The sequence below is a fragment of the Polaromonas sp. P2_G11 genome, assembly GCF_056403595.1.
In genome coordinates this window covers 664075-681163 of sequence record NZ_JBFUFE010000002.1, presented here as the reverse complement: position 1 = coordinate 681163, position 17089 = coordinate 664075, and the positions used below count along the sequence as shown (strand labels likewise).

Sequence of the window (17089 nt, the reverse complement as noted above, 5' to 3'; positions counted from 1 at the left end):
CGATGCGGCCGGAACCTCAAGACGCTTCACCGTTCAACGTCAACCTTCAAGGAGTTCACCATGAAAACCATGCTTTCCGCCACTGCCCTGACCACCGCCCTGACATGCACCCTGCTGGCCGCAGGTTTTGCCACCCCCGCCGAAGCGGCCAGCCGCCACGTGGTGCGGACCCATGCCGATGGCAGCGCCACCGCCACCAGGGCGGTCACCCGCGAGGGCCCACAAGGCGGCACACGGGTACGCAACCGCAGCACTACCGCCGACGGGCAAGGCAATGCCAGTACCGTGGGCAGTGCCTCCACCACAGGCCCCAACGGCGCCACCGCCGTGCGCACCGGCCAGGCCAGCCGCAGCGCGGACGGCTCGGCACAACGCAGCGGGGAGTTTGCCGCCACCGGCGCCAAAGGCAGCGTGCAAAGCAGCGGCAACAGCAGCAAAACCGCCGACGGCGCCGTCAACGCCAGCCGCAACACCACGGCCACCAGCGCCGCCACCGGCAACAGTGTGCAAAGCACGGCCTCCTACAACCAGGCCACCGGTGTCACCCGCAGCACGACCTGCTATGACGCTGCCGGCGCGGCGATGAGCTGCCCTTCGCGCTAAACGGGCCTGGGCCTTTTATCAAATCCGGTTTTCAAAATTTCAACCTTCACTTTCATTTTTTTTGGAGCGCTCTCATGGCCTTCTCTTTCAATCTCCGCACACTTTCAATCATGGGCCTCATGGGCTTTCTCATGCTGGGTACCGCGGCCCATGCACAGGCACCCAACGCCGCCCGACTGGAAAAGGCCCGCACCGAACTGCAAAAACGCTTTGAGGCGGCCGACACCAACAAGGACGGCAAGCTGACCCGCGAAGAAGCGCAGGCAAAAATGCCCAAGGTGTACAAGAACTTTGACGCCATCGACGCCAGCCATGCAGGCACTATCTCGCTGGCCGACATCGAGACCTTTGTGGCGTCGAAAAAAGGCTCGCGCAAACCGGCTGGCTAATGACTGCGCATCGCGCCGCCCGAATACCTGACCCATCGTTGACGCACAAGGTCAGAGGCGGGCCGGATATGCTGTCCGGCCTGCCCGCCGCAACACCACTGGAGCCATGACATGTCCCTTGCCCCTCGCCTCCCCACGCACTGGCCGACGCTTGCGCTTGCGTTCCTGCTCACCGCGGTTCTCTATGCCGGGCCGGTGGCTGCCCAGCAGGACAGTGGCCGCCTGGCGCGAAAAACCGCCAGGTCCACCGTGCCGGCCGGTGTGCAGCAAATCCCCGACATCGCCTACGGCACAGACCCACGCCAGCGCATGGATGCCTACCTGCCGCTGCAGCCGGCAGCCAACGCACCGGTCATCGTCATGGTGCACGGCGGCGCCTGGATGGTGGGCAACAAGGCCATGGCCAACGTGACCGACAACAAGGTGGCCTGGTGGGTCAAACAGAAGGGCTACATCCTGGTGTCGGTGGGCTATCGCCTGTCGCCGCAGGTTGACCCGCTGGTGCAGGCACGCGATGTAGCCAGCGCCCTGGCCAAGACGCAAGCCATGGCCGCCTCGTGGGGTGGCGATCCGGCGAAGGTCATCCTCATGGGACATTCGGCCGGCGCGCACCTGGTGGCGCTGCTGGGCGCTTCGCCGGCACTGGCACGCGAGTCTGGTGCCAAACCCTGGCTCGGCACCGTGGCGCTTGACAGCGCCGCGCTGGACCTTGAGCGCATCATGAAAGCACGGCACATGCGGTTTTACGACCGCGTGTTTGGCGCCGACCCAACCTATTGGCGCACTGTGTCACCCAGCAGCGTGCTGGCGGCTGACGCCACGCCGATGCTGCTGGTCTGCTCGACACAACGGGCGGATGACCCCTGCGCACAGTCGCGTGACTTTGCCGCGAAGGTGACAGCCAGGGGTGCGCGGGCCAGTGTGCTGCCGCAAGACCTAACGCATGAGCAGGTCAACACCACGCTGGGCCTGCCCGGCGGGTATACCGATGCGGTAGACGGTTTTATGGCGGGGCTGCTGCCGCGCTGACGAATTTAAAGAAAAACAGGCTGAAGCCCTCAGTAAACGGGCGCAACACGCTATTGATTTGATAGCGGATCAGGCTCAGCTACTTTGCCGCACCAGGCTCTGCCGCAGCCAGGGCAGCATTGCGGCGGTGGTAGGTAAAAAACGTCCACATCATGAGCGTGGCGTCCGGGCCCTCGGGCTCGCTGTATTCCATGCTGGCGTCTCCGCCGCTCCAGGCGTGGCCCAGAGCATCTACGTCGCACTTCACCAGCTGCGGCTTGCGGCCGGCGTACCAGGTCGTCGTCTGGTAGGCATGGCGTGGCCGCCTGCCGCTGCGGCGCTCGGGGTAGCGGCGAACCACCGGCTCGAGGCGGGCCGCATTTTGGGTAATGACCGGGTTGTTGATGATTTCGAACTGCTCGGCCAGCTGCTCGGCGTTCACCCGCCGCACCACGGCATCGTTGTCGCCATGGATCAGGATGGCCGGCATGCCCGGGAACTCCGGCTGGTCGCTGGCAAACAAGCGCGCCACCGCATCGTAAGACGAGCCCGAGCCGTGTTGCATGGCCCGGTAGGCGCTGAAGGGCGAATGGGTGGTGCCGAACACGGGTGCCGAGTGCATGCCCACGGCCGCGATCAGCTCCGGGTGGCGCAGTGCCACGATGGCCGCCAGCGCGGCGCCGGCCGACAGGCCCGCCACGTAAGTTCGTGAAGCGTCAAGCCCGTGTTTTTGCTGCACCTGCGAAATCATGGCGGCGATCACGCCCACATCGCCCTCCCCGTTTTGTGTGGCCCGCTTGTACCAGTGCCAGCAGCGGTGGGCGTCGGCTGCACTGGATTGCTGGGGGTAGAGCACCGCAAAACCCTTGCGCTCGGCCAGCTCGTTCATGCGGCTGCCCGCTGCAAAGTCGGCCGCCGTCTGCTGGCAGCCGTGCAGCATCACCACCAGCGGGCGCGGTGCCGCAGGGGCATCGGGAACCCCGGCAGTAACGGCCGTAGCGGCCGTAGCGGCCGTAGCGGCCGTAGCGGGAAGGTACAACCAGTACAGCATGCGCCGGGAATCCGTCAGCAATCCGTCCCCGGGCAAAGTAAACCAGGCCTTGCGCCAGGTGCCGGGCAACCCGGCTGCGGCGCGGGCCTGTGCAGCCGTGGGCCGGCGGGCTTTTTTGGCGGGCCGGGCAACCACCGGTTTCAGCAGCTTGACCCCGGGCCTGCGTCTGCGCGGCGTTGTGGCGGCAGGCAACGCCGGTGTGACCTTGGGCAGCAGGCTTTCAAACAGCCGCAAGCCTTGCGCCTGCTGGGCCTTGCCCATGCGGCGCATGCTTTTAAGCCAAAGACTGCTTATGCTTCTGGACATGGTTTGACAAAAAGTGGTGGGCCATCTGGGGTCGGTTCGAGGTCGGCGTCTACGTTGATTTCCAGGAAGGGATTTGCGCCAGATCAATAAGTACACGGTCATTTTGCTGCATTGCAACAAAATGTCTACCAGCATGGCCATAAAACATTGAATTCGGCGCTTTCCGTCACAAAATCGGGGTTACAAAATGCTAAGACCCGAGCCGCTACGATGGAGCCTGGGAGCGCTTGTGCCATTTCGGCGCGGTATCGGCGCCATTTCAGCGCGTGTACGCACCATTTAGGGTCTTTTCGCGTTTTCCGACTTTTGTCCCTGTTTGCCCTCTTTTTGAACCACCGCACATTTCTTTTCGCTTTTCGCCTGTTTTTTCATGTCTGACTTCCTGACCGCTGCCCTTTACCAGTTCGTTGAGCTGCCCGATTTCGCCGAGCTGCAGGCGCCGTTGCTGGCGCAGTGCGAAGCCCATGGTGTCAAGGGCACGCTGCTGCTTGCGGCAGAAGGCATCAACGGCACTATTGCCGGGCCTGAAGAAGGTGTGCGCGCCGTGCTGGCGTATCTGCGCAGTGACCCGCGCCTGGCGAAGCTCGAGCACAAGGAGGCCTGGGCTGAGTCCATGCCCTTCTACCGGATGAAGGTGCGCCTCAAGCGCGAGATCGTCACCATGGGGGTGCCGGAAGTGCACCCCGCGCTGATGGCGGGCGAATACGTCAAGCCGCAGGAGTGGAACCAGCTGATCAACGAGCCGGGCGTGGTGCTGGTCGATACACGCAACGACTACGAGGTGTCCATCGGCACCTTCCACGGCGCCATCAACCCGCACACCAGCAGCTTTTCAGAGCTGCCCGGCTGGGTGGAGCGCGAAATGGCCGAAGGCGGCAAGCTGGCGGCGCATGACGGCAAAAAGCCGAAGGTAGCCATGTTCTGCACCGGGGGCATTCGCTGCGAGAAATCCACCGCGCTGCTTCGCTCCAAAGGCTTTGAAGAGGTCTACCACCTCGAAGGCGGCATCCTCAAGTACCTGGAAACCGTGCCCGAGGCGCAAAGCACCTGGGAAGGCGAATGTTTTGTGTTTGACGAGCGTGTGTCCGTCGGCCACGGCCTCAAGCCCGGCGCCTTCACGCTGTGCCGCTCGTGCCGCGACCCACTGAGCGAGGCAGACCGCCAGTCGCCGCTGTACGAGCTGGGCGTGAGCTGCGCGCACTGCCATGGGAAGACGACGGAAGAACAGAAAGCCGGCTACCGCGAGCGCCAGCGCCAGGTCGAACTGGCCGAAGCGCGCAATGCCGCGCACATCGGCGTGCGGCAATCCGGCACCTGAAGCACCTGGTGTCTCAGGCCATGAACAGCGCCCTGCCCGTCCTGTATTCCTTTCGCCGCTGCCCGTATGCCATGCGCGCCCGGCTGGCGCTGGCCGTGAGTGGCGAGCCGCACGAGCTGCGCGAAGTCGTGTTGAAGAACAAACCCATGCCAATGCTGGCCGCGTCACCCAAAGGCACGGTGCCCGTGCTGGTGCTGCCCGGCGGCGAAGTCATTGATGAAAGCCTGGACGTGATGCTGTGGGCACTGCGGCGCAATGATCCCGAGGGCTGGCTCTCACCACCCAAGGGTTCCATCGATGACATGCTCGCGCTGATTGCCGGCAACGACGGTGCTTTCAAGCGCAGCCTGGACCGCTACAAATACCCGAATCGCTACACCGAAGAATCCGCAGGCAATACCGAGGCTTTTGCGCAGCTGCAGCGCGGCCTGGGTGCGGCATGGCTGCTCAAGCTGGACGGCATGCTGGCAGGCGGGTGGCTGTTTGGCGCACGCGCCAGCCTGGCCGACATGGCGCTGCTGCCATTTGTGCGCCAGTTCGCGCATACCGACCCCGCCTGGTTTGCAGGCCAGCCCTGGCCGCAACTGCTAGCCTGGCTGGCGCACTTTGAAGCCAGCGCGCTATATGCCGGCGTGATGGACAAGCATGCGCCATGGCAGGCGGGCACAGCATGAAGCTTCAGTCGCTATCAAATCAATAGCTTCTTGCGCTCGCCTTCATTGGGCTTGGCAGCAATTTTGTGCCTGAGATTTGGGGGAATCGGAAAAAACTGCTGCCGGGGGCTTGCGGTTTGATTTGCCTTTTGCAGGCATGTACCGGAACAAGGACTTTCAACGTAAAGCGCAACCAAAACCTTGCAAAACCGCTGGATCGCGTGGGGGCTGCTCCTGCAGACTGTGAGGAAGCAACAGCAGCAACAAACAGTCAGCTCTGCCGGTTTCCCTTTCGCCACTTCACGACGCCAGCCACTCACCATGCACATCCGTATCGCCACCCCGCAAGATGAGCCAGCCATCGTGGCCATGGCCGTCGCCTTTCGCAACCATCTGGAGCGGCACACGCCCTCGGACGTCCAGTTTGGCGACAGCGTCCGCAAGTTGCTTGGGTCGCAAGACGCGGAATTCTTCATCGCCATGGTTCACGGCCAAGCCTCGGGTTACGTGCTGCAACGCTATCGCCATTCCATGTGGGCCAGCGGCACCGAGGCCACCATTGAAGACCTGTTTGTTGACCCGTCCGTTCGCAGGCAGGGTACGGGCAAGGCGCTCATCGAGTTCGCACTGGCGCATGCGTGCCAGGCCGGCTGCGCCAGCGTGTGCCTGGACACGAACGAGTTCAATGCGGCTTCGACCAGAATCTATACGGGCCTCGGGTTTAGCGCCATGTCAAAACGCTGGAACGGCCGGCAGATTTTCTTTCGCAAGTCAGTTGAGGGTCGGCTTCAAGCGGCCTAGCGGTGAATCCGCGTAGACAGCACCACTGAGGTATTGGTGCGCTCCACCCCGTCGAGCAGGCCAATGCCGTCGATCAGCGCGTCCAGCCGCTCGATCGAGCCGGCCTGCACGATGGCGATCATGTCGAAGGTGCCGCTGACCGAGAGCAGTGAGCGGACCTCGGGGATCTTGCGCAGCGCCGCCTCGACCGGGCCCGACAGCTTGGGGCCGACGGTGAGCATCACGTGGGCGGCTACCTGCGATTGCTCATAGGCGTCGCCGGTGCGCACGCCGTAACCGGTGATGACCTTGTCACGCTCCAGCCGCTCTATGCGGGCCTGCACTGCCGTGCGCGACAGGCTCACCTTGCGGGCGAGCAAGGCCACCGGGCAACGCGCGTTTTCACGCAGCTCGCTGAGCAATATCTGGTCTATGGCGTCAAGGTTCATGCGTTGGGGTGGGCCGCGCCCTGTTATGGGAGATGAATAGTCAAATAGAAGGTAGAAATCTTCTATTTGTCTAAATTATGGCTTCTATTTGTATAAATTGATACTACCAACCGCCGGTACTGCGTTCCACAATCACTCAACGCCCCTCGCTTGGAGGGGCCCCCAAAGGAGCTGATATGAAAAAAATCATGGTGGTAGGCGCAGGCAAAATCGGCTCAACCATTGCCGCCCTGCTGGGCGCCAGCCAGGACTATGCGGTCACGGTGGTGGATGCATCACAGGCCGCACTGGCAGGCATGAAGGCCAGCGCCGGGGTTCAATTAAAAGTGCTGGACGTCACCGACCCTGTCGCCCTGCGCGCGGAGCTTGAAGGGCAGTTTGCGGTGCTCAGTGCGGCGCCGTTTCATCTCACCACGTCCATTGCCGAAGCTGCCGTGGCAGCCGGTGTGCACTACCTGGATCTGACCGAAGACGTGGCCAGCACGCGGCGCGTACGTGAACTGGCCGCCACCGCGCGCTCGGCGCTGATCCCGCAGTGCGGCCTGGCGCCGGGCTTTGTGTCCATCGTGGCGGCCGACCTGTGCCGGCGGTTTGACAGCCTGCACAGCGTGCGCATGCGCGTGGGCGCCCTGCCCCAGTACCCGTCGAACGCGCTGAACTACAACCTGACCTGGAGCACCGACGGCGTCATCAACGAGTACTGCGAGCCCTGCGAAGCCATTGTGGAAGGCGTGCTGCGCGAGGTGCCGCCGCTGGCCGAGCACGAGGAGTTTTCGCTCGACGGCGTGACCTACGAGGCCTTCAATACTTCAGGCGGCTTGGGCACCTTGTGCGAGACGCTTCAAAGCAAGGTCACCAACCTCAACTACAAGACCATCCGCTACCCCGGCCACGCGGCCATCATGAAGGCCCTGCTCAACGACCTGCGCCTGCGCGACCGCCGCGGTGTGCTCAAGGACATCCTGGAAAACGCCCTGCCCACGACGATGCAGGACGTGGTCATCGTGTTCGTCACCGTGAGCGGCCAGCGCGAGGGCCGGCTGATGCAGGAGACCTACGCCCACAAGGTATACAGCCATGTGGTCGGCGGCGTGCTGCGCAGCGCGATCCAGATCACCACGGCGGCTGGTATTTGTACGGTGCTGGACTTGCTGGCTAACGGGCGGTTGCCTGCGAAGGGGTTTGTGCGGCAGGAAGATATTGCTTTGGGGGATTTTCTGGCCAACCGGTTTGGTGGGGCTTATGCGCCTTTGGTGGAGCGGGTCGCGGCTTGAGTTTTTTTAGGAAACAGGCGTTTTGATTAATTAGGGCGAGCGCTAGCAGCTATTGAATTGATAGCGGCTTCTTTTTGGGTTGTTGTTGGTTTGATGGGCGCGCGCTTTGCTGAGAGCTGCTGGCCGGGGGGTTGCCCGGCCAGCTACCGTCAGCAAAGAGCGCCTAGGCCAAGACAAGCCTGACCTGCAAAAGCCACCTACGACATCTCCGGCGCAATCATCTCCGCATACTCATAAAGCGCCTCAAGCACCACCTGCCCCTTCGCATCCGCCGTTTCCGCCAACACATCTATCTCGGCAAACAGCGCATCCACATTCCGCGCCCCGCCCTCACCCTCCAGCAGGCGCGCAGCGCGGTGCGCCTCCCAGCGTTCCGCGTCTTCGGGCGACAGGGTCTCGGCAAAGTTGCGTGCCCGGTAACGAAACACCAGCTCCCCGAGTCGTTCGTCGTCAAAGCCGATGCGGGCGTGGGCCAGCTCGGCGGGTGACAAGGCGCGCAACTGGTTCAGGCGGCGGCGGTCGGTGTTGTTGATGAAGCCGCCGTACAGGTCTTCGTCGACATCCGGCGTGGGCTCTTTGGGCCGCTGGAAGACTTCGGGCCAAATGGCGCTCATGTCGGGCAGGCTGGCCGCTTTCTCGGCGTTGGCCAGGGCTGCGGGGATGTCTACATTCCATTTGGCCGCCATCTCCGGCGACAGCGTGGCGAGCTTGCGCACGACCATGGGTGACTTGTTCAGGTGAACCGATTTGATGGGCAGGCGCAGCACACCTTCGGGCAGCTCGGCCGATTTGCTGAAGAGGCGTTGCCGCAGCGTGGCAACGTCGAGCAAAGGCAGCTCACTCGGGTCTTGCGACAAGTCCCAGGCCAGCAGCTCGTTCTTGTTCGTCGGATGCGTTGCCAGCGGCCACATGACGGCCAGGCAGCCGCGCTCTGGCGGGAACATGCCCGAGACGTGCAAAAACGGCTGGGCCGTTTGCGGGCTGGTGGGCAGGCCCAGCTCTGCGGCCACGCGGTCTTTTTTATGCAGGCCCAGGCAAAAATCAAAGAGCTTGGGTTGCGCTTTGCGGATCAGGCGGGCCAGCGCGATGGTGGCGCGCACGTCAGACAGGGCGTCGTGCGCCGACTCGTGCATGAGGCCGTTGGCACGCGCCAGGTCTTCGAGCTTGAAGCTGGGGCGTACGGCGCTGGCGTCGTCCGGCCTGCGTTCATCGGGCTTGAGCGGCCAGGCGATGCCTTCGGGCCGCAGCGCATAGGCCATGCGCACGACATCGAGCAGATCCCAGCGGCCGCAGTCGTTTTGCCATTCGCGCGCATACGGGTCAATGAGGTTGCGCCAGAACAGGTAGCGCGTGACTTCGTCGTCGAAGCGGATGGTGTTGTAGCCCACGCCGATCGTGCCGGGCTCGGCCAGCACGGCTTCGATCTGCGCGGCGAATTCGTGCTCGGCCACACCACGCTCCATGCACAACTGGGGAGTGATGCCGGTGAGCAGGCAGGACTCTGGATTGGGCAGGTAGTCGTTGGCCGGCTTGCAATAAATCATCAGCGGCTCGCCGATTTCATTGAGCTCTGCGTCGGTGCGAATGCCGGCAAACTGCGCGGGCCGGTCACGGCGCGGGTTGATGCCGAAGGTTTCGTAGTCGTGCCAGAGGAAGGTGTGGGGCATGAAGAACTCGAAGTAGGTAATTAGAGCAAGGGGGAAAACAGCCGCGCCGTGGCATCGAGCAGGCGCATCAAAAAATTCTGGGGGCGATGTGCGCGCACAGGCGCGGCGCTGAGCAGGTCGGTTTCAAACTGCGCAGCGAGCGGCCCTGCCAGCGCGGGGCCGTAGACCACGGCCATCACTTCAAAGTTGAGGCGAAAACTGCGGTTGTCGAAATTGGCGGTGCCGACCATGGCACAGCTGTCGTCGACGACCAGTGTTTTGGAGTGCAGCATGCGGGCCTTGTACTCCCAGACCTTGACACCGGCAGCGATCAGTTCGTCGAAGTAGGAGCGCGCCGCGGCGCTGACAATAAAGCTGTCGCTGCGGCGCGGCACCAGCAGGCGCACGTCGACGCCGCGCAGCGCGGCGCTGGTCAGCGCCATCAGCGCGGGCTCTCCCGGCACGAAGTAAGGCGTGGTCAGCCAGGCGCGCTGGGTGGAGGCATTGATGGCGGCCAGGTGCATGCGGTGAATCGGCTCCAGCATGTTGTCCGGCCCGCTGGTCACCACCTGCACCGGAATGTCGCCGGCTTCTTCGTCGGGCACCAGGAGGGGCAGCAGGTGCGGAAGGGTCCCGTCCGTGTCGGCTATCGATTCGCCGGTGGCGTAGGTCCAGTCTTCCAGGAAGGTGGTCTGCAGCCATCGCACCGCGCTGCCTTCAATGCGCAGGTGCACATCATGGTAGGCATCGGCGCGGGTACGCCGGTCTTCTTCATCGGTGATGTTGACGCCGCCCGTGAAGCCGACGCGGCCGTCGCAGACGACGATCTTGCGGTGGGTACGGTAGTTGGTCACCGGGCGCAGGCGGCGGCCTATGCGGGTATCGTGAAAGAACGCAATCTCGACGCCGGCAGCCTCCAGTGGCGCCAGAAACCGGCTCCCAAGCCGCTTGGAGCCGAGCGCATCGACCAGCAGCCGTACCTTGACGCCCTGCTCAGCCCTTTCGGCCAGCAGGTCACGCAGGGCAGTGCCGATGCGGTCGGGCTCAAAAATATAGTACTCGAGGTGCACATGATGGCGGGCGTCGCGGATCGCGTCGAAGATGCTGTCGAAGGTATGCGCACCCCCTGAAAGCAGCTGGACGCCGGTAGCACTGGACACCGGAAGACCGCAGGCGGCGGTTCCCAGGGCGGTCATCTGCCGCAGGGCCGGAGGTGCTCTTTCGGCCACGCCCTGCAACTGGGCCAGATCGGCATCGCCACGCGCGCCGGCGCGGCTGCGCAGCCGCTTGAGGCGCTGCTTTTTGAGGCGCTGGGGACCGAGGAAGTAGTAAATCACGAAGCCGGCAAACGGCAGCAAGGCCAGCGACAGGATCCAGCTCATGGTGGAGACCGGCGCGCGCTTTTGCATCACGATCCAGACCGACAGCACGGCAATGTAGGCACTCCATGCCAGGGAGAGGCCGGTTTTCCATTCTGAGCTGAGTTCGGGAAGGGTCAAGGCGGGGCGTCTTTTGTTTTAGGAAGCGCGGGTGAAATGAAAAAAGGCCGATAGCGTGATGCTACCGGCCTTTTTTGGGTGCGCGGAACTATCCGCTCCGCTGGATTGGTGGATCCGCGAAATGGTCAGTTGGTCTCTGCCGCTTCGGCTTCCGGCTTGGCTTTGCCTTCCTTCTTGGGCAGCGGCTGGATGTCGAGCTGGACTTCCCCGGTCTCAACGCCCTTCTCGTCCGTCGTGACCTTCATGTCCACCGTCAGGCGGCCACCGTCGGTCAGCCGGCCAAACAGCAGCTCGTCGGCCAGCGCACGGCGGATCGTGTCCTGGATCAGGCGCTGCATCGGGCGGGCACCCATCAGCGGATCAAAGCCCTTCTTGCCGAGGTACTTGCGCAACGTGTCGGTGAAGGTGACTTCCACCTTCTTCTCGGCAAGTTGCGTTTCAAGCTGCAGCAGGAATTTGTCGACCACGCGCAGGATGACGGTTTCGTCCAGTGCCTTGAAGCTGACAGTCGCGTCCAGGCGGTTGCGGAACTCGGGCGTGAACAGGCGCTTGATGTCGGCCATCTCGTCGCCGGACTCGCGCGGGTTGGTAAAGCCGATGGTCGCCTTGTTCATCGTCTCGGCACCGGCGTTGGTGGTCATGACGATGATGACGTTGCGGAAATCGGCCTTGCGCCCGTTGTTGTCCGTCAGCGTGCCGTGGTCCATGACCTGCAGCAACACGTTGAAGATGTCCGGGTGCGCCTTTTCGATCTCGTCAAGCAGCAGCACGGCGTGCGGCTTCTTCGTGATGGCCTCGGTCAGCAGGCCACCCTGGTCAAAACCGACGTAACCCGGAGGTGCGCCAATCAGGCGGCTCACGGCGTGGCGTTCCATGTACTCGGACATGTCGAAGCGGATCAACTCGATGCCCATGATGTAAGCCAGTTGCTTGGCAGCTTCCGTCTTGCCGACGCCCGTGGGGCCGGAGAACAGGAAGGAGCCGATCGGCTTGTCGTCCTTGCCCAGGCCGGAGCGCGCCATCTTGACGGCCGAGGCCAGCACTTCAAGGGCCTTGTCCTGGCCGAAGACCACGCTCTTCAGGTCGCGCTCGAGCGTCTGCAGCTTGCCGCGGTCGTCGTTGGAGACATTGGCGGGCGGGATGCGGGCGATCTTGGCGACGATCTCTTCGACCTCAGCCTTGGTGATGATCTTCTTGCGTTTGGACGCGGGCAGGATACGCTGGGCAGCGCCGGCTTCATCGATCACGTCAATGGCCTTGTCGGGCAGATGGCGGTCGTTGATGTACTTGGCGCTGAGCTCGGCAGCAGCCTGCAGGGCGGCCACGGCGTACTTGACGCTGTGGTGCTCTTCAAAGCGCGACTTCAGGCCCTTGAGGATGTCGACCGTTTCCTGCACGGTAGGCTCGACCACATCGACCTTCTGGAAGCGGCGCGACAGGGCCGCATCTTTTTCGAAGATGCCGCGGTATTCGGTGAAGGTGGTCGCGCCTATGCACTTGAGCTGGCCGCTGGACAGCGCCGGCTTGAGCAGGTTGGACGCATCCAGCGTGCCACCCGAGGCCGCACCGGCACCGATCAGGGTGTGGATTTCGTCGATAAAGAGGATGCCGTTGGGTTTGTCCTTCAGTGCCTTGAGCACGCCCTTCAGGCGTTGTTCGAAGTCACCGCGGTACTTGGTGCCGGCCAGCAACGCGCCCATATCGAGCGAGTACACATTGGCTTCGGCCAGGATCTCGGGCACGTCTTTTTGCGTGATGCGCCAGGCCAGGCCCTCGGCAATCGCGGTTTTACCCACACCGGCCTCACCGACCAGCAACGGATTGTTCTTGCGGCGGCGGCAGAGAATCTGAATGACGCGCTCGACTTCATACTGGCGGCCGATCAGCGGATCGATTTTGCCGTCCCTGGCGAGCTGGTTCAGGTTGACGGTGAATTGCTCAAGCGGTGAGGCTTTTTCGTTCTTCTCGCCGCCCTCTTCGTTCTCGGCGGCGCTCTCGCCAGCCTTGGCTGGTTCGGGCGGGTCGCTCTTCTTGATGCCGTGTGCAATGAAATTCACCACGTCCAGGCGGGTTACGCCCTGCTGGTGGAGGTAATACACGGCGTGTGAATCCTTTTCACCAAAAATGGCGACCAGCACATTGGCGCCGGTGACTTCCTTCTTGCCATTGCCGGTGGACTGTACGTGCATGATGGCGCGCTGGATCACGCGCTGGAAGCCCAGCGTGGGCTGCGTGTCGACATCGTCGGTGCCGGCGACCTGCGGGGTGTTGTCCTTGATGAAATTGGCCAACGACTTGCGCAAGTCGTCCACATTGGCTGAGCAGGCGCGCAATACCTCGGCTGCACTGGGGTTGTCCAGCAAGGCAAGCAAGAGATGCTCAACGGTGATGAACTCGTGGCGCTGCTGACGCGCCTCGACAAACGCCATATGCAAGCTGACTTCTAGTTCCTGGGCAATCATTGATCTTCCTTTCGGCTTGCTTGGGTTAACTCTACTGACTTATGAAGGGAATATTGGCCGGATTTACGATTATTCAATGGGCTCACTGACACACTGCAGCGGATGGCCGTTTTTCCGGGCAGCTTCGGTCACCTGGTCCACCTTGGTCGCCGCTACGTCCCTGGAAAACACGCCGCAGACGCCTTTGCCGTCCAGATGGATCTTCAGCATGATCTGCGTGGCGGTGTCATGGTCCTTGTTGAAAAACTCCTGGATTACCACCACCACGAACTCCATGGGGGTGTAGTCGTCGTTGAGCAGGACCACCTGGTACATCTGCGGGGGCTTGGTCTTTTGCGGCCGGCGCTCCAATACGACCGACTCTCCCCCATTGCCGTTATCAGGCTTGATAGCCGGGACTGGGGGCTGCACCGGAGAGTTGGGGGATTTGGGAGACTTGGTTGCCATGGAATTCATTCTAGCCACCGATGTAGTCCAGTGCGCCTGATAGGGAAATTGGTGGCGGGAACGCGACATTCAAGCGTGATTTTTTTCCTTTTCTGCGGCCAAGAAAAAAACCGCCGCGGGATTGCTCCCGGGCGGTTCTCGGAAAAACCGGCTGAGCCAGCTTTACATGTGGTCGATCATGACCTGGCCAAAGCCGGAGCAGCTGACCTGGGTTGCGCCTTCCATGAGGCGGGCGAAGTCATAAGTGACCTTCTTGGAGTCGATGGATTTTTCCATCGAGCTGATGATCAGGTCGGCAGCCTTGGTCCAGCCCATGTGGCGCAGCATCATTTCGGCCGAGAGGATTTCGGAACCGGGGTTCACGTAGTCCTTGCCGGCATACTTGGGCGCAGTACCGTGGGTGGCTTCAAACATGGCGACAGTGTCGCTCAGGTTGGCGCCGGGAGCGATGCCGATGCCGCCGACCTGGGCAGCCAGCGCGTCGGACACGTAGTCGCCGTTCAGGTTCAGGGTAGCGATCACGCTGTATTCAGCGGGACGCAGCAGGATCTGCTGCAGGAAAGCATCGGCGATGCTGTCCTTGACGGTGATTTCCTTGCCGGTCTTGGGGTTCTTGAACTTCATCCATGGGCCGCCGTCGATTTCCACAGCGCCGAATTCCTTCTTGGCCAGGGCATAAGCCCAGTCACGGAAGCCGCCTTCGGTGAACTTCATGATGTTGCCCTTGTGCACGATGGTCACGCTGGGCTTGTCGTTGTCGATGGCGTACTGGATGGCCTTGCGCACCAGGCGCTCGGTGCCTTCGCTGGAAACCGGCTTGATACCGATGCCGGAGGTGTTCGGGAAGCGAATCTTCTTGACGCCCATCTCGTCCTGCAGGAACTTGATGAGTTTTTTGGCCTTGTCGCTGCCGGATTCGAACTCGATGCCGGCGTAGATGTCCTCCGAGTTTTCGCGGAAGATGACCATGTGGGTCTTTTCAGGCTCTTTGACGGGCGAAGGAACGCCCTTGAAATACTGGATGGGGCGCAGACAGACGTAAAGATCCAGCTCCTGGCGCAGCGCAACGTTCAGGCTGCGGATGCCGCCGCCCACAGGGGTCGTCAGCGGACCCTTGATCGACACGACGTAGTCACGAACAGCGTGCAGGGTTTCTTCTGGCAGCCAGACGTCCGGGCCATAGACCTTGGTCGACTTCTCACCGGCAAACACTTCCATCCAGTGGATCTTTTTCTTGCCGCCGTAGGCTTTGGCAACAGCAGCATCAACCACTTTCAGCATAACCGGCGTAATGTCTGCGCCGGTGCCGTCGCCTTCAATGAACGGAATGATGGGTTCGTCAGGTACGTTCAACGAGTTGTCGGCATTGACAGTGATTTTTTGGCCTTGGGAAGGCACCTTGATGTGCTGATACATGAACAAAAGTCTCCGGTAAGCGCAAGGCGTCCAGGGGCACGCCACGCAACAGTTAGGTAAAAACCCCTAAATTCTAGCCGTAAAACCATACAGCAAAAGAATTTGGGGGCATCGTGTCAACGGCTTTGGAACCGGCCTCGTTACGGTAGGGCCTCCGAGAAGTTCGGGGTATTTTTTCCAATAACGTTATCAAAGGAAATTCCAAATGAACAAAATCCTCGCTGCTTTGATCGCTGGCCTCTTCGCTGCTGGTGCTTTCGCACAAGCTTCCGCTCCTGCGGCTACTCCAGCCAAGCCAGCTGTTGCCGCAACGCCAGCCGCTCCCGCTGCAAAAGCAGAAGCCAAAGCTGAAGCCAAGCCAGCCAAAATGACCAAAGAAGAAAAAGCTGCTGCCAAGGCCGCAAAGAAAGAAAAAGCTGCTGCTGACAAGAAAGCAAAAGCTGAAGCCGCTGCAGCCAAGAAAGCCGAAGCTGCTGCCGCCAAAAAAGCAAAAGCTGAAGCCAAGAAGTAATTCCTGGTGACTTCGGTCAAAATGCCCGCCGCGTGCGGGCATTTTTTATGCGCGTCGTTTATGCTGGCCGATCAACTTCATGCGTGGTGACTCTATGTTTTTCAAACCCGGTACCGTCTTGTTTCGTGGGGCGTTCAAGGGCCTCACCCAGATGCTGGCTGTTGCCGCCCTGTTCGTGCCCCTGGGTGCTTCGGCGCAGGACGGCCCCCAGATGAATTTACAGCGCGTCAAGCTGTCGGCCGGCATGCACCTGATTGATGCGCAGGTGGCCCTCACGCCGGAACAGCGGCAAATCGGCCTGATGTTCCGCAAGGAAATGCCGCAACAGGAAGGCATGATTTTTATCTTCGAGCAGCCAGCCCAGCAGTGCTTCTGGATGAAAAACACCTTGCTGCCGCTGACCGCCGCCTTTGTGGCGGATGACGGCACCATCGTGAACCTCGCCGACATGAAACCTCAAACCACAGACCCACACTGCTCTGCCCAACCCGTGCGCTTTGTCCTGGAAATGAACAAGGGCTGGTTTGCGCGAAAACGCATCAAGGCCGGCAGCAAACTGGGCGGCCCGATTTTCGAGGCGAAGCGCTGATTTCTCGCTTTTAAAACAAAAAAGCCGACTCATGTCGGCTTTTTTGTGGGCGAAGGCCTCTCGCCTCAGGCGAAGTTGGCCTCGGCAAAACTCCAGTTCACCAGATTGGAGAGGAAGGTCTCGACAAATTTCGGACGCAGGTTGCGGTAGTCAATGTAGTAGGCATGCTCCCAGACATCCACCGTCAGCAAGGCCTTATCGGCAGTGGTGAGCGGGGTACCTGCCGGGCCGGTGTTGACAATATCAACCGTGCCGTCGGCTTTTTTTACAAGCCACGTCCAGCCGGAACCGAAATTGCCAACGGCCGACTTGACGAAAGCCTCTTTGAACGCAGCGTAAGAGCCAAACTTGGCATTGATGGCTGCAGCCAGTGCGCCGCCAGGCTCGCCGCCGCCAGCGGGCTTCATGCAGCTCCAGAAGAAGGTGTGGTTCCAGATCTGGGCAGCATTGTTGTACACACCACCACTGGATTTCTTGACGATCTCTTCGAGCGTCATGGCTTCAAACTCAGTGCCCTTTTGCAGGTTGTTGAGGTTCACCACGTAAGCATTGTGGTGCTTGCCATGGTGGTATTCAAAGGCTTCCTGGCTGTAATGCGGCGCCAGGGCGTCGATCGGGTACGGTAGCGGGGGGAGTTTGTGTTCCATGATTTTTTCCTCGTGGTGATGAATAAACTGCTTTTAACGAT

17 protein-coding genes are annotated in these 17089 nt (G+C 61.6%); 9 read left to right on the top strand and 8 right to left on the bottom strand.

The features are described 5' to 3' along the window. Nucleotides 1-60: 60 nt before the first annotated feature. The 3 genes from AC1DWQ_RS09805 to AC1DWQ_RS09795 all read left to right on the top strand — a co-directional run bounded on the left by AC1DWQ_RS09805 (nucleotide 61) and on the right by AC1DWQ_RS09795 (nucleotide 2021). On the top strand, nucleotides 61-603 hold the full coding sequence (locus AC1DWQ_RS09805) for a hypothetical protein (protein WP_477669439.1): 543 nt from the start codon (nucleotides 61-63) through the stop codon (nucleotides 601-603). Between the two features lie 74 nt (nucleotides 604-677). Next, nucleotides 678-992 (top strand): EF-hand domain-containing protein, encoded by a 315-nt coding sequence (locus tag AC1DWQ_RS09800; protein WP_477669438.1) that lies wholly within the window; start codon nucleotides 678-680, stop codon nucleotides 990-992. A 111-nt stretch (nucleotides 993-1103) separates the two neighbouring features. Then, nucleotides 1104-2021 carry an alpha/beta hydrolase gene (locus AC1DWQ_RS09795; protein WP_477669437.1) on the top strand — a complete coding sequence of 306 codons (918 nt, stop codon included), beginning with the start codon at nucleotides 1104-1106 and terminating at the stop codon, nucleotides 2019-2021. A gap of 79 nt (nucleotides 2022-2100) precedes the next feature. On the opposite strand, the gene AC1DWQ_RS09790 is transcribed toward AC1DWQ_RS09795, so the two are convergent. Further along, entirely contained in the window at nucleotides 2101-3357 is a 1257-nt protein-coding gene (locus AC1DWQ_RS09790) for an extracellular catalytic domain type 1 short-chain-length polyhydroxyalkanoate depolymerase (protein ID WP_477669436.1), read from the bottom strand. Between the two features lie 370 nt (nucleotides 3358-3727). Between AC1DWQ_RS09790 and trhO the strand changes: the two genes are divergently transcribed. The 3 genes from trhO (at nucleotide 3728) to AC1DWQ_RS09775 (ending at nucleotide 6129) form a co-directional block, all read left to right on the top strand. After that, nucleotides 3728-4675, top strand: coding sequence for an oxygen-dependent tRNA uridine(34) hydroxylase TrhO (gene trhO, locus AC1DWQ_RS09785; protein WP_477669435.1), 948 nt, complete (start codon nucleotides 3728-3730; stop codon nucleotides 4673-4675). 20 nt (nucleotides 4676-4695) lie between these two features. After that, nucleotides 4696-5349, top strand: a complete 654-nt coding sequence (locus AC1DWQ_RS09780; protein WP_477669434.1) for a glutathione S-transferase — start codon at nucleotides 4696-4698, stop codon at nucleotides 5347-5349. A 300-nt stretch (nucleotides 5350-5649) separates the two neighbouring features. Continuing rightward, a complete protein-coding gene (locus AC1DWQ_RS09775) occupies nucleotides 5650-6129 on the top strand; it encodes a GNAT family N-acetyltransferase (RefSeq protein WP_477669433.1) in 480 nt (159 codons plus the stop codon). Here the strand turns inward: AC1DWQ_RS09775 and AC1DWQ_RS09770 are convergent. Further along, a complete protein-coding gene (locus tag AC1DWQ_RS09770; RefSeq protein WP_477669432.1) occupies nucleotides 6126-6557 on the bottom strand; it encodes an Lrp/AsnC family transcriptional regulator in 432 nt (143 codons plus the stop codon). The two genes, AC1DWQ_RS09775 and AC1DWQ_RS09770, sit on opposite strands and share 4 nt — an antisense overlap. A gap of 176 nt (nucleotides 6558-6733) precedes the next feature. On the opposite strand from AC1DWQ_RS09770, the gene AC1DWQ_RS09765 reads away from it, so the two are divergent. Further along, nucleotides 6734-7831, top strand: a complete 1098-nt coding sequence (locus AC1DWQ_RS09765) for a saccharopine dehydrogenase family protein (RefSeq protein ID WP_477669431.1) — start codon at nucleotides 6734-6736, stop codon at nucleotides 7829-7831. A 197-nt stretch (nucleotides 7832-8028) separates the two neighbouring features. Here the strand turns inward: AC1DWQ_RS09765 and sbcB are convergent, their stop codons facing one another. The 5 genes from sbcB to icd form a co-directional block, all read right to left on the bottom strand. Beyond that, nucleotides 8029-9498 (bottom strand): exodeoxyribonuclease I, encoded by a 1470-nt coding sequence (gene sbcB, locus AC1DWQ_RS09760; RefSeq protein WP_477669430.1) that lies wholly within the window; start codon nucleotides 9496-9498, stop codon nucleotides 8029-8031. A gap of 20 nt (nucleotides 9499-9518) precedes the next feature. Then, nucleotides 9519-10976, bottom strand: a complete 1458-nt coding sequence (cls, locus tag AC1DWQ_RS09755; RefSeq protein WP_477669429.1) for a cardiolipin synthase — start codon at nucleotides 10974-10976, stop codon at nucleotides 9519-9521. A gap of 125 nt (nucleotides 10977-11101) precedes the next feature. After that, nucleotides 11102-13438, bottom strand: coding sequence for an ATP-dependent Clp protease ATP-binding subunit ClpA (gene clpA, locus AC1DWQ_RS09750; RefSeq protein WP_477669428.1), 2337 nt, complete (start codon nucleotides 13436-13438; stop codon nucleotides 11102-11104). 69 nt (nucleotides 13439-13507) lie between these two features. Beyond that, complete coding sequence (gene clpS, locus AC1DWQ_RS09745) at nucleotides 13508-13885, bottom strand: ATP-dependent Clp protease adapter ClpS (protein ID WP_457280765.1); 378 nt, start codon at nucleotides 13883-13885, stop codon at nucleotides 13508-13510. Between the two features lie 162 nt (nucleotides 13886-14047). Continuing rightward, complete coding sequence (icd, locus tag AC1DWQ_RS09740; protein WP_457280764.1) at nucleotides 14048-15307, bottom strand: NADP-dependent isocitrate dehydrogenase; 1260 nt, start codon at nucleotides 15305-15307, stop codon at nucleotides 14048-14050. Between the two features lie 199 nt (nucleotides 15308-15506). On the opposite strand from icd, the gene AC1DWQ_RS09735 reads away from it, so the two are divergent. Continuing rightward, a complete protein-coding gene (locus AC1DWQ_RS09735) occupies nucleotides 15507-15812 on the top strand; it encodes a hypothetical protein (protein ID WP_457280763.1) in 306 nt (101 codons plus the stop codon). A gap of 94 nt (nucleotides 15813-15906) precedes the next feature. After that, complete coding sequence (locus AC1DWQ_RS09730) at nucleotides 15907-16401, top strand: DUF192 domain-containing protein (protein WP_477669427.1); 495 nt, start codon at nucleotides 15907-15909, stop codon at nucleotides 16399-16401. A 65-nt stretch (nucleotides 16402-16466) separates the two neighbouring features. Here AC1DWQ_RS09730 and AC1DWQ_RS09725 read toward each other — a convergent pair whose 3' ends face one another. After that, complete coding sequence (locus tag AC1DWQ_RS09725) at nucleotides 16467-17048, bottom strand: Fe-Mn family superoxide dismutase (protein ID WP_431096247.1); 582 nt, start codon at nucleotides 17046-17048, stop codon at nucleotides 16467-16469. Nucleotides 17049-17089: the final 41 nt, after the last annotated feature.

Coding starts and splice junctions, on each gene's coding strand:
- clpA (WP_477669428.1), bottom strand. CDS start 13,438: ATGATTGCCCAGGAACTAGAAGTCAGCTTGCATATGGCGTTTGTCGAG.
- AC1DWQ_RS09795 (WP_477669437.1), top strand. CDS start 1,104: ATGTCCCTTGCCCCTCGCCTCCCCACGCACTGGCCGACGCTTGCGCTT.
- AC1DWQ_RS09770 (WP_477669432.1), bottom strand. CDS start 6,557: ATGAACCTTGACGCCATAGACCAGATATTGCTCAGCGAGCTGCGTGAA.
- AC1DWQ_RS09780 (WP_477669434.1), top strand. CDS start 4,696: ATGAACAGCGCCCTGCCCGTCCTGTATTCCTTTCGCCGCTGCCCGTAT.
- AC1DWQ_RS09800 (WP_477669438.1), top strand. CDS start 678: ATGGCCTTCTCTTTCAATCTCCGCACACTTTCAATCATGGGCCTCATG.
- sbcB (WP_477669430.1), bottom strand. CDS start 9,498: ATGCCCCACACCTTCCTCTGGCACGACTACGAAACCTTCGGCATCAAC.
- AC1DWQ_RS09775 (WP_477669433.1), top strand. CDS start 5,650: ATGCACATCCGTATCGCCACCCCGCAAGATGAGCCAGCCATCGTGGCC.
- AC1DWQ_RS09730 (WP_477669427.1), top strand. CDS start 15,907: ATGTTTTTCAAACCCGGTACCGTCTTGTTTCGTGGGGCGTTCAAGGGC.
- AC1DWQ_RS09725 (WP_431096247.1), bottom strand. CDS start 17,048: ATGGAACACAAACTCCCCCCGCTACCGTACCCGATCGACGCCCTGGCG.
- AC1DWQ_RS09790 (WP_477669436.1), bottom strand. CDS start 3,357: ATGTCCAGAAGCATAAGCAGTCTTTGGCTTAAAAGCATGCGCCGCATG.
- trhO (WP_477669435.1), top strand. CDS start 3,728: ATGTCTGACTTCCTGACCGCTGCCCTTTACCAGTTCGTTGAGCTGCCC.
- AC1DWQ_RS09765 (WP_477669431.1), top strand. CDS start 6,734: ATGAAAAAAATCATGGTGGTAGGCGCAGGCAAAATCGGCTCAACCATT.
- AC1DWQ_RS09805 (WP_477669439.1), top strand. CDS start 61: ATGAAAACCATGCTTTCCGCCACTGCCCTGACCACCGCCCTGACATGC.
- clpS (WP_457280765.1), bottom strand. CDS start 13,885: ATGGCAACCAAGTCTCCCAAATCCCCCAACTCTCCGGTGCAGCCCCCA.
- AC1DWQ_RS09735 (WP_457280763.1), top strand. CDS start 15,507: ATGAACAAAATCCTCGCTGCTTTGATCGCTGGCCTCTTCGCTGCTGGT.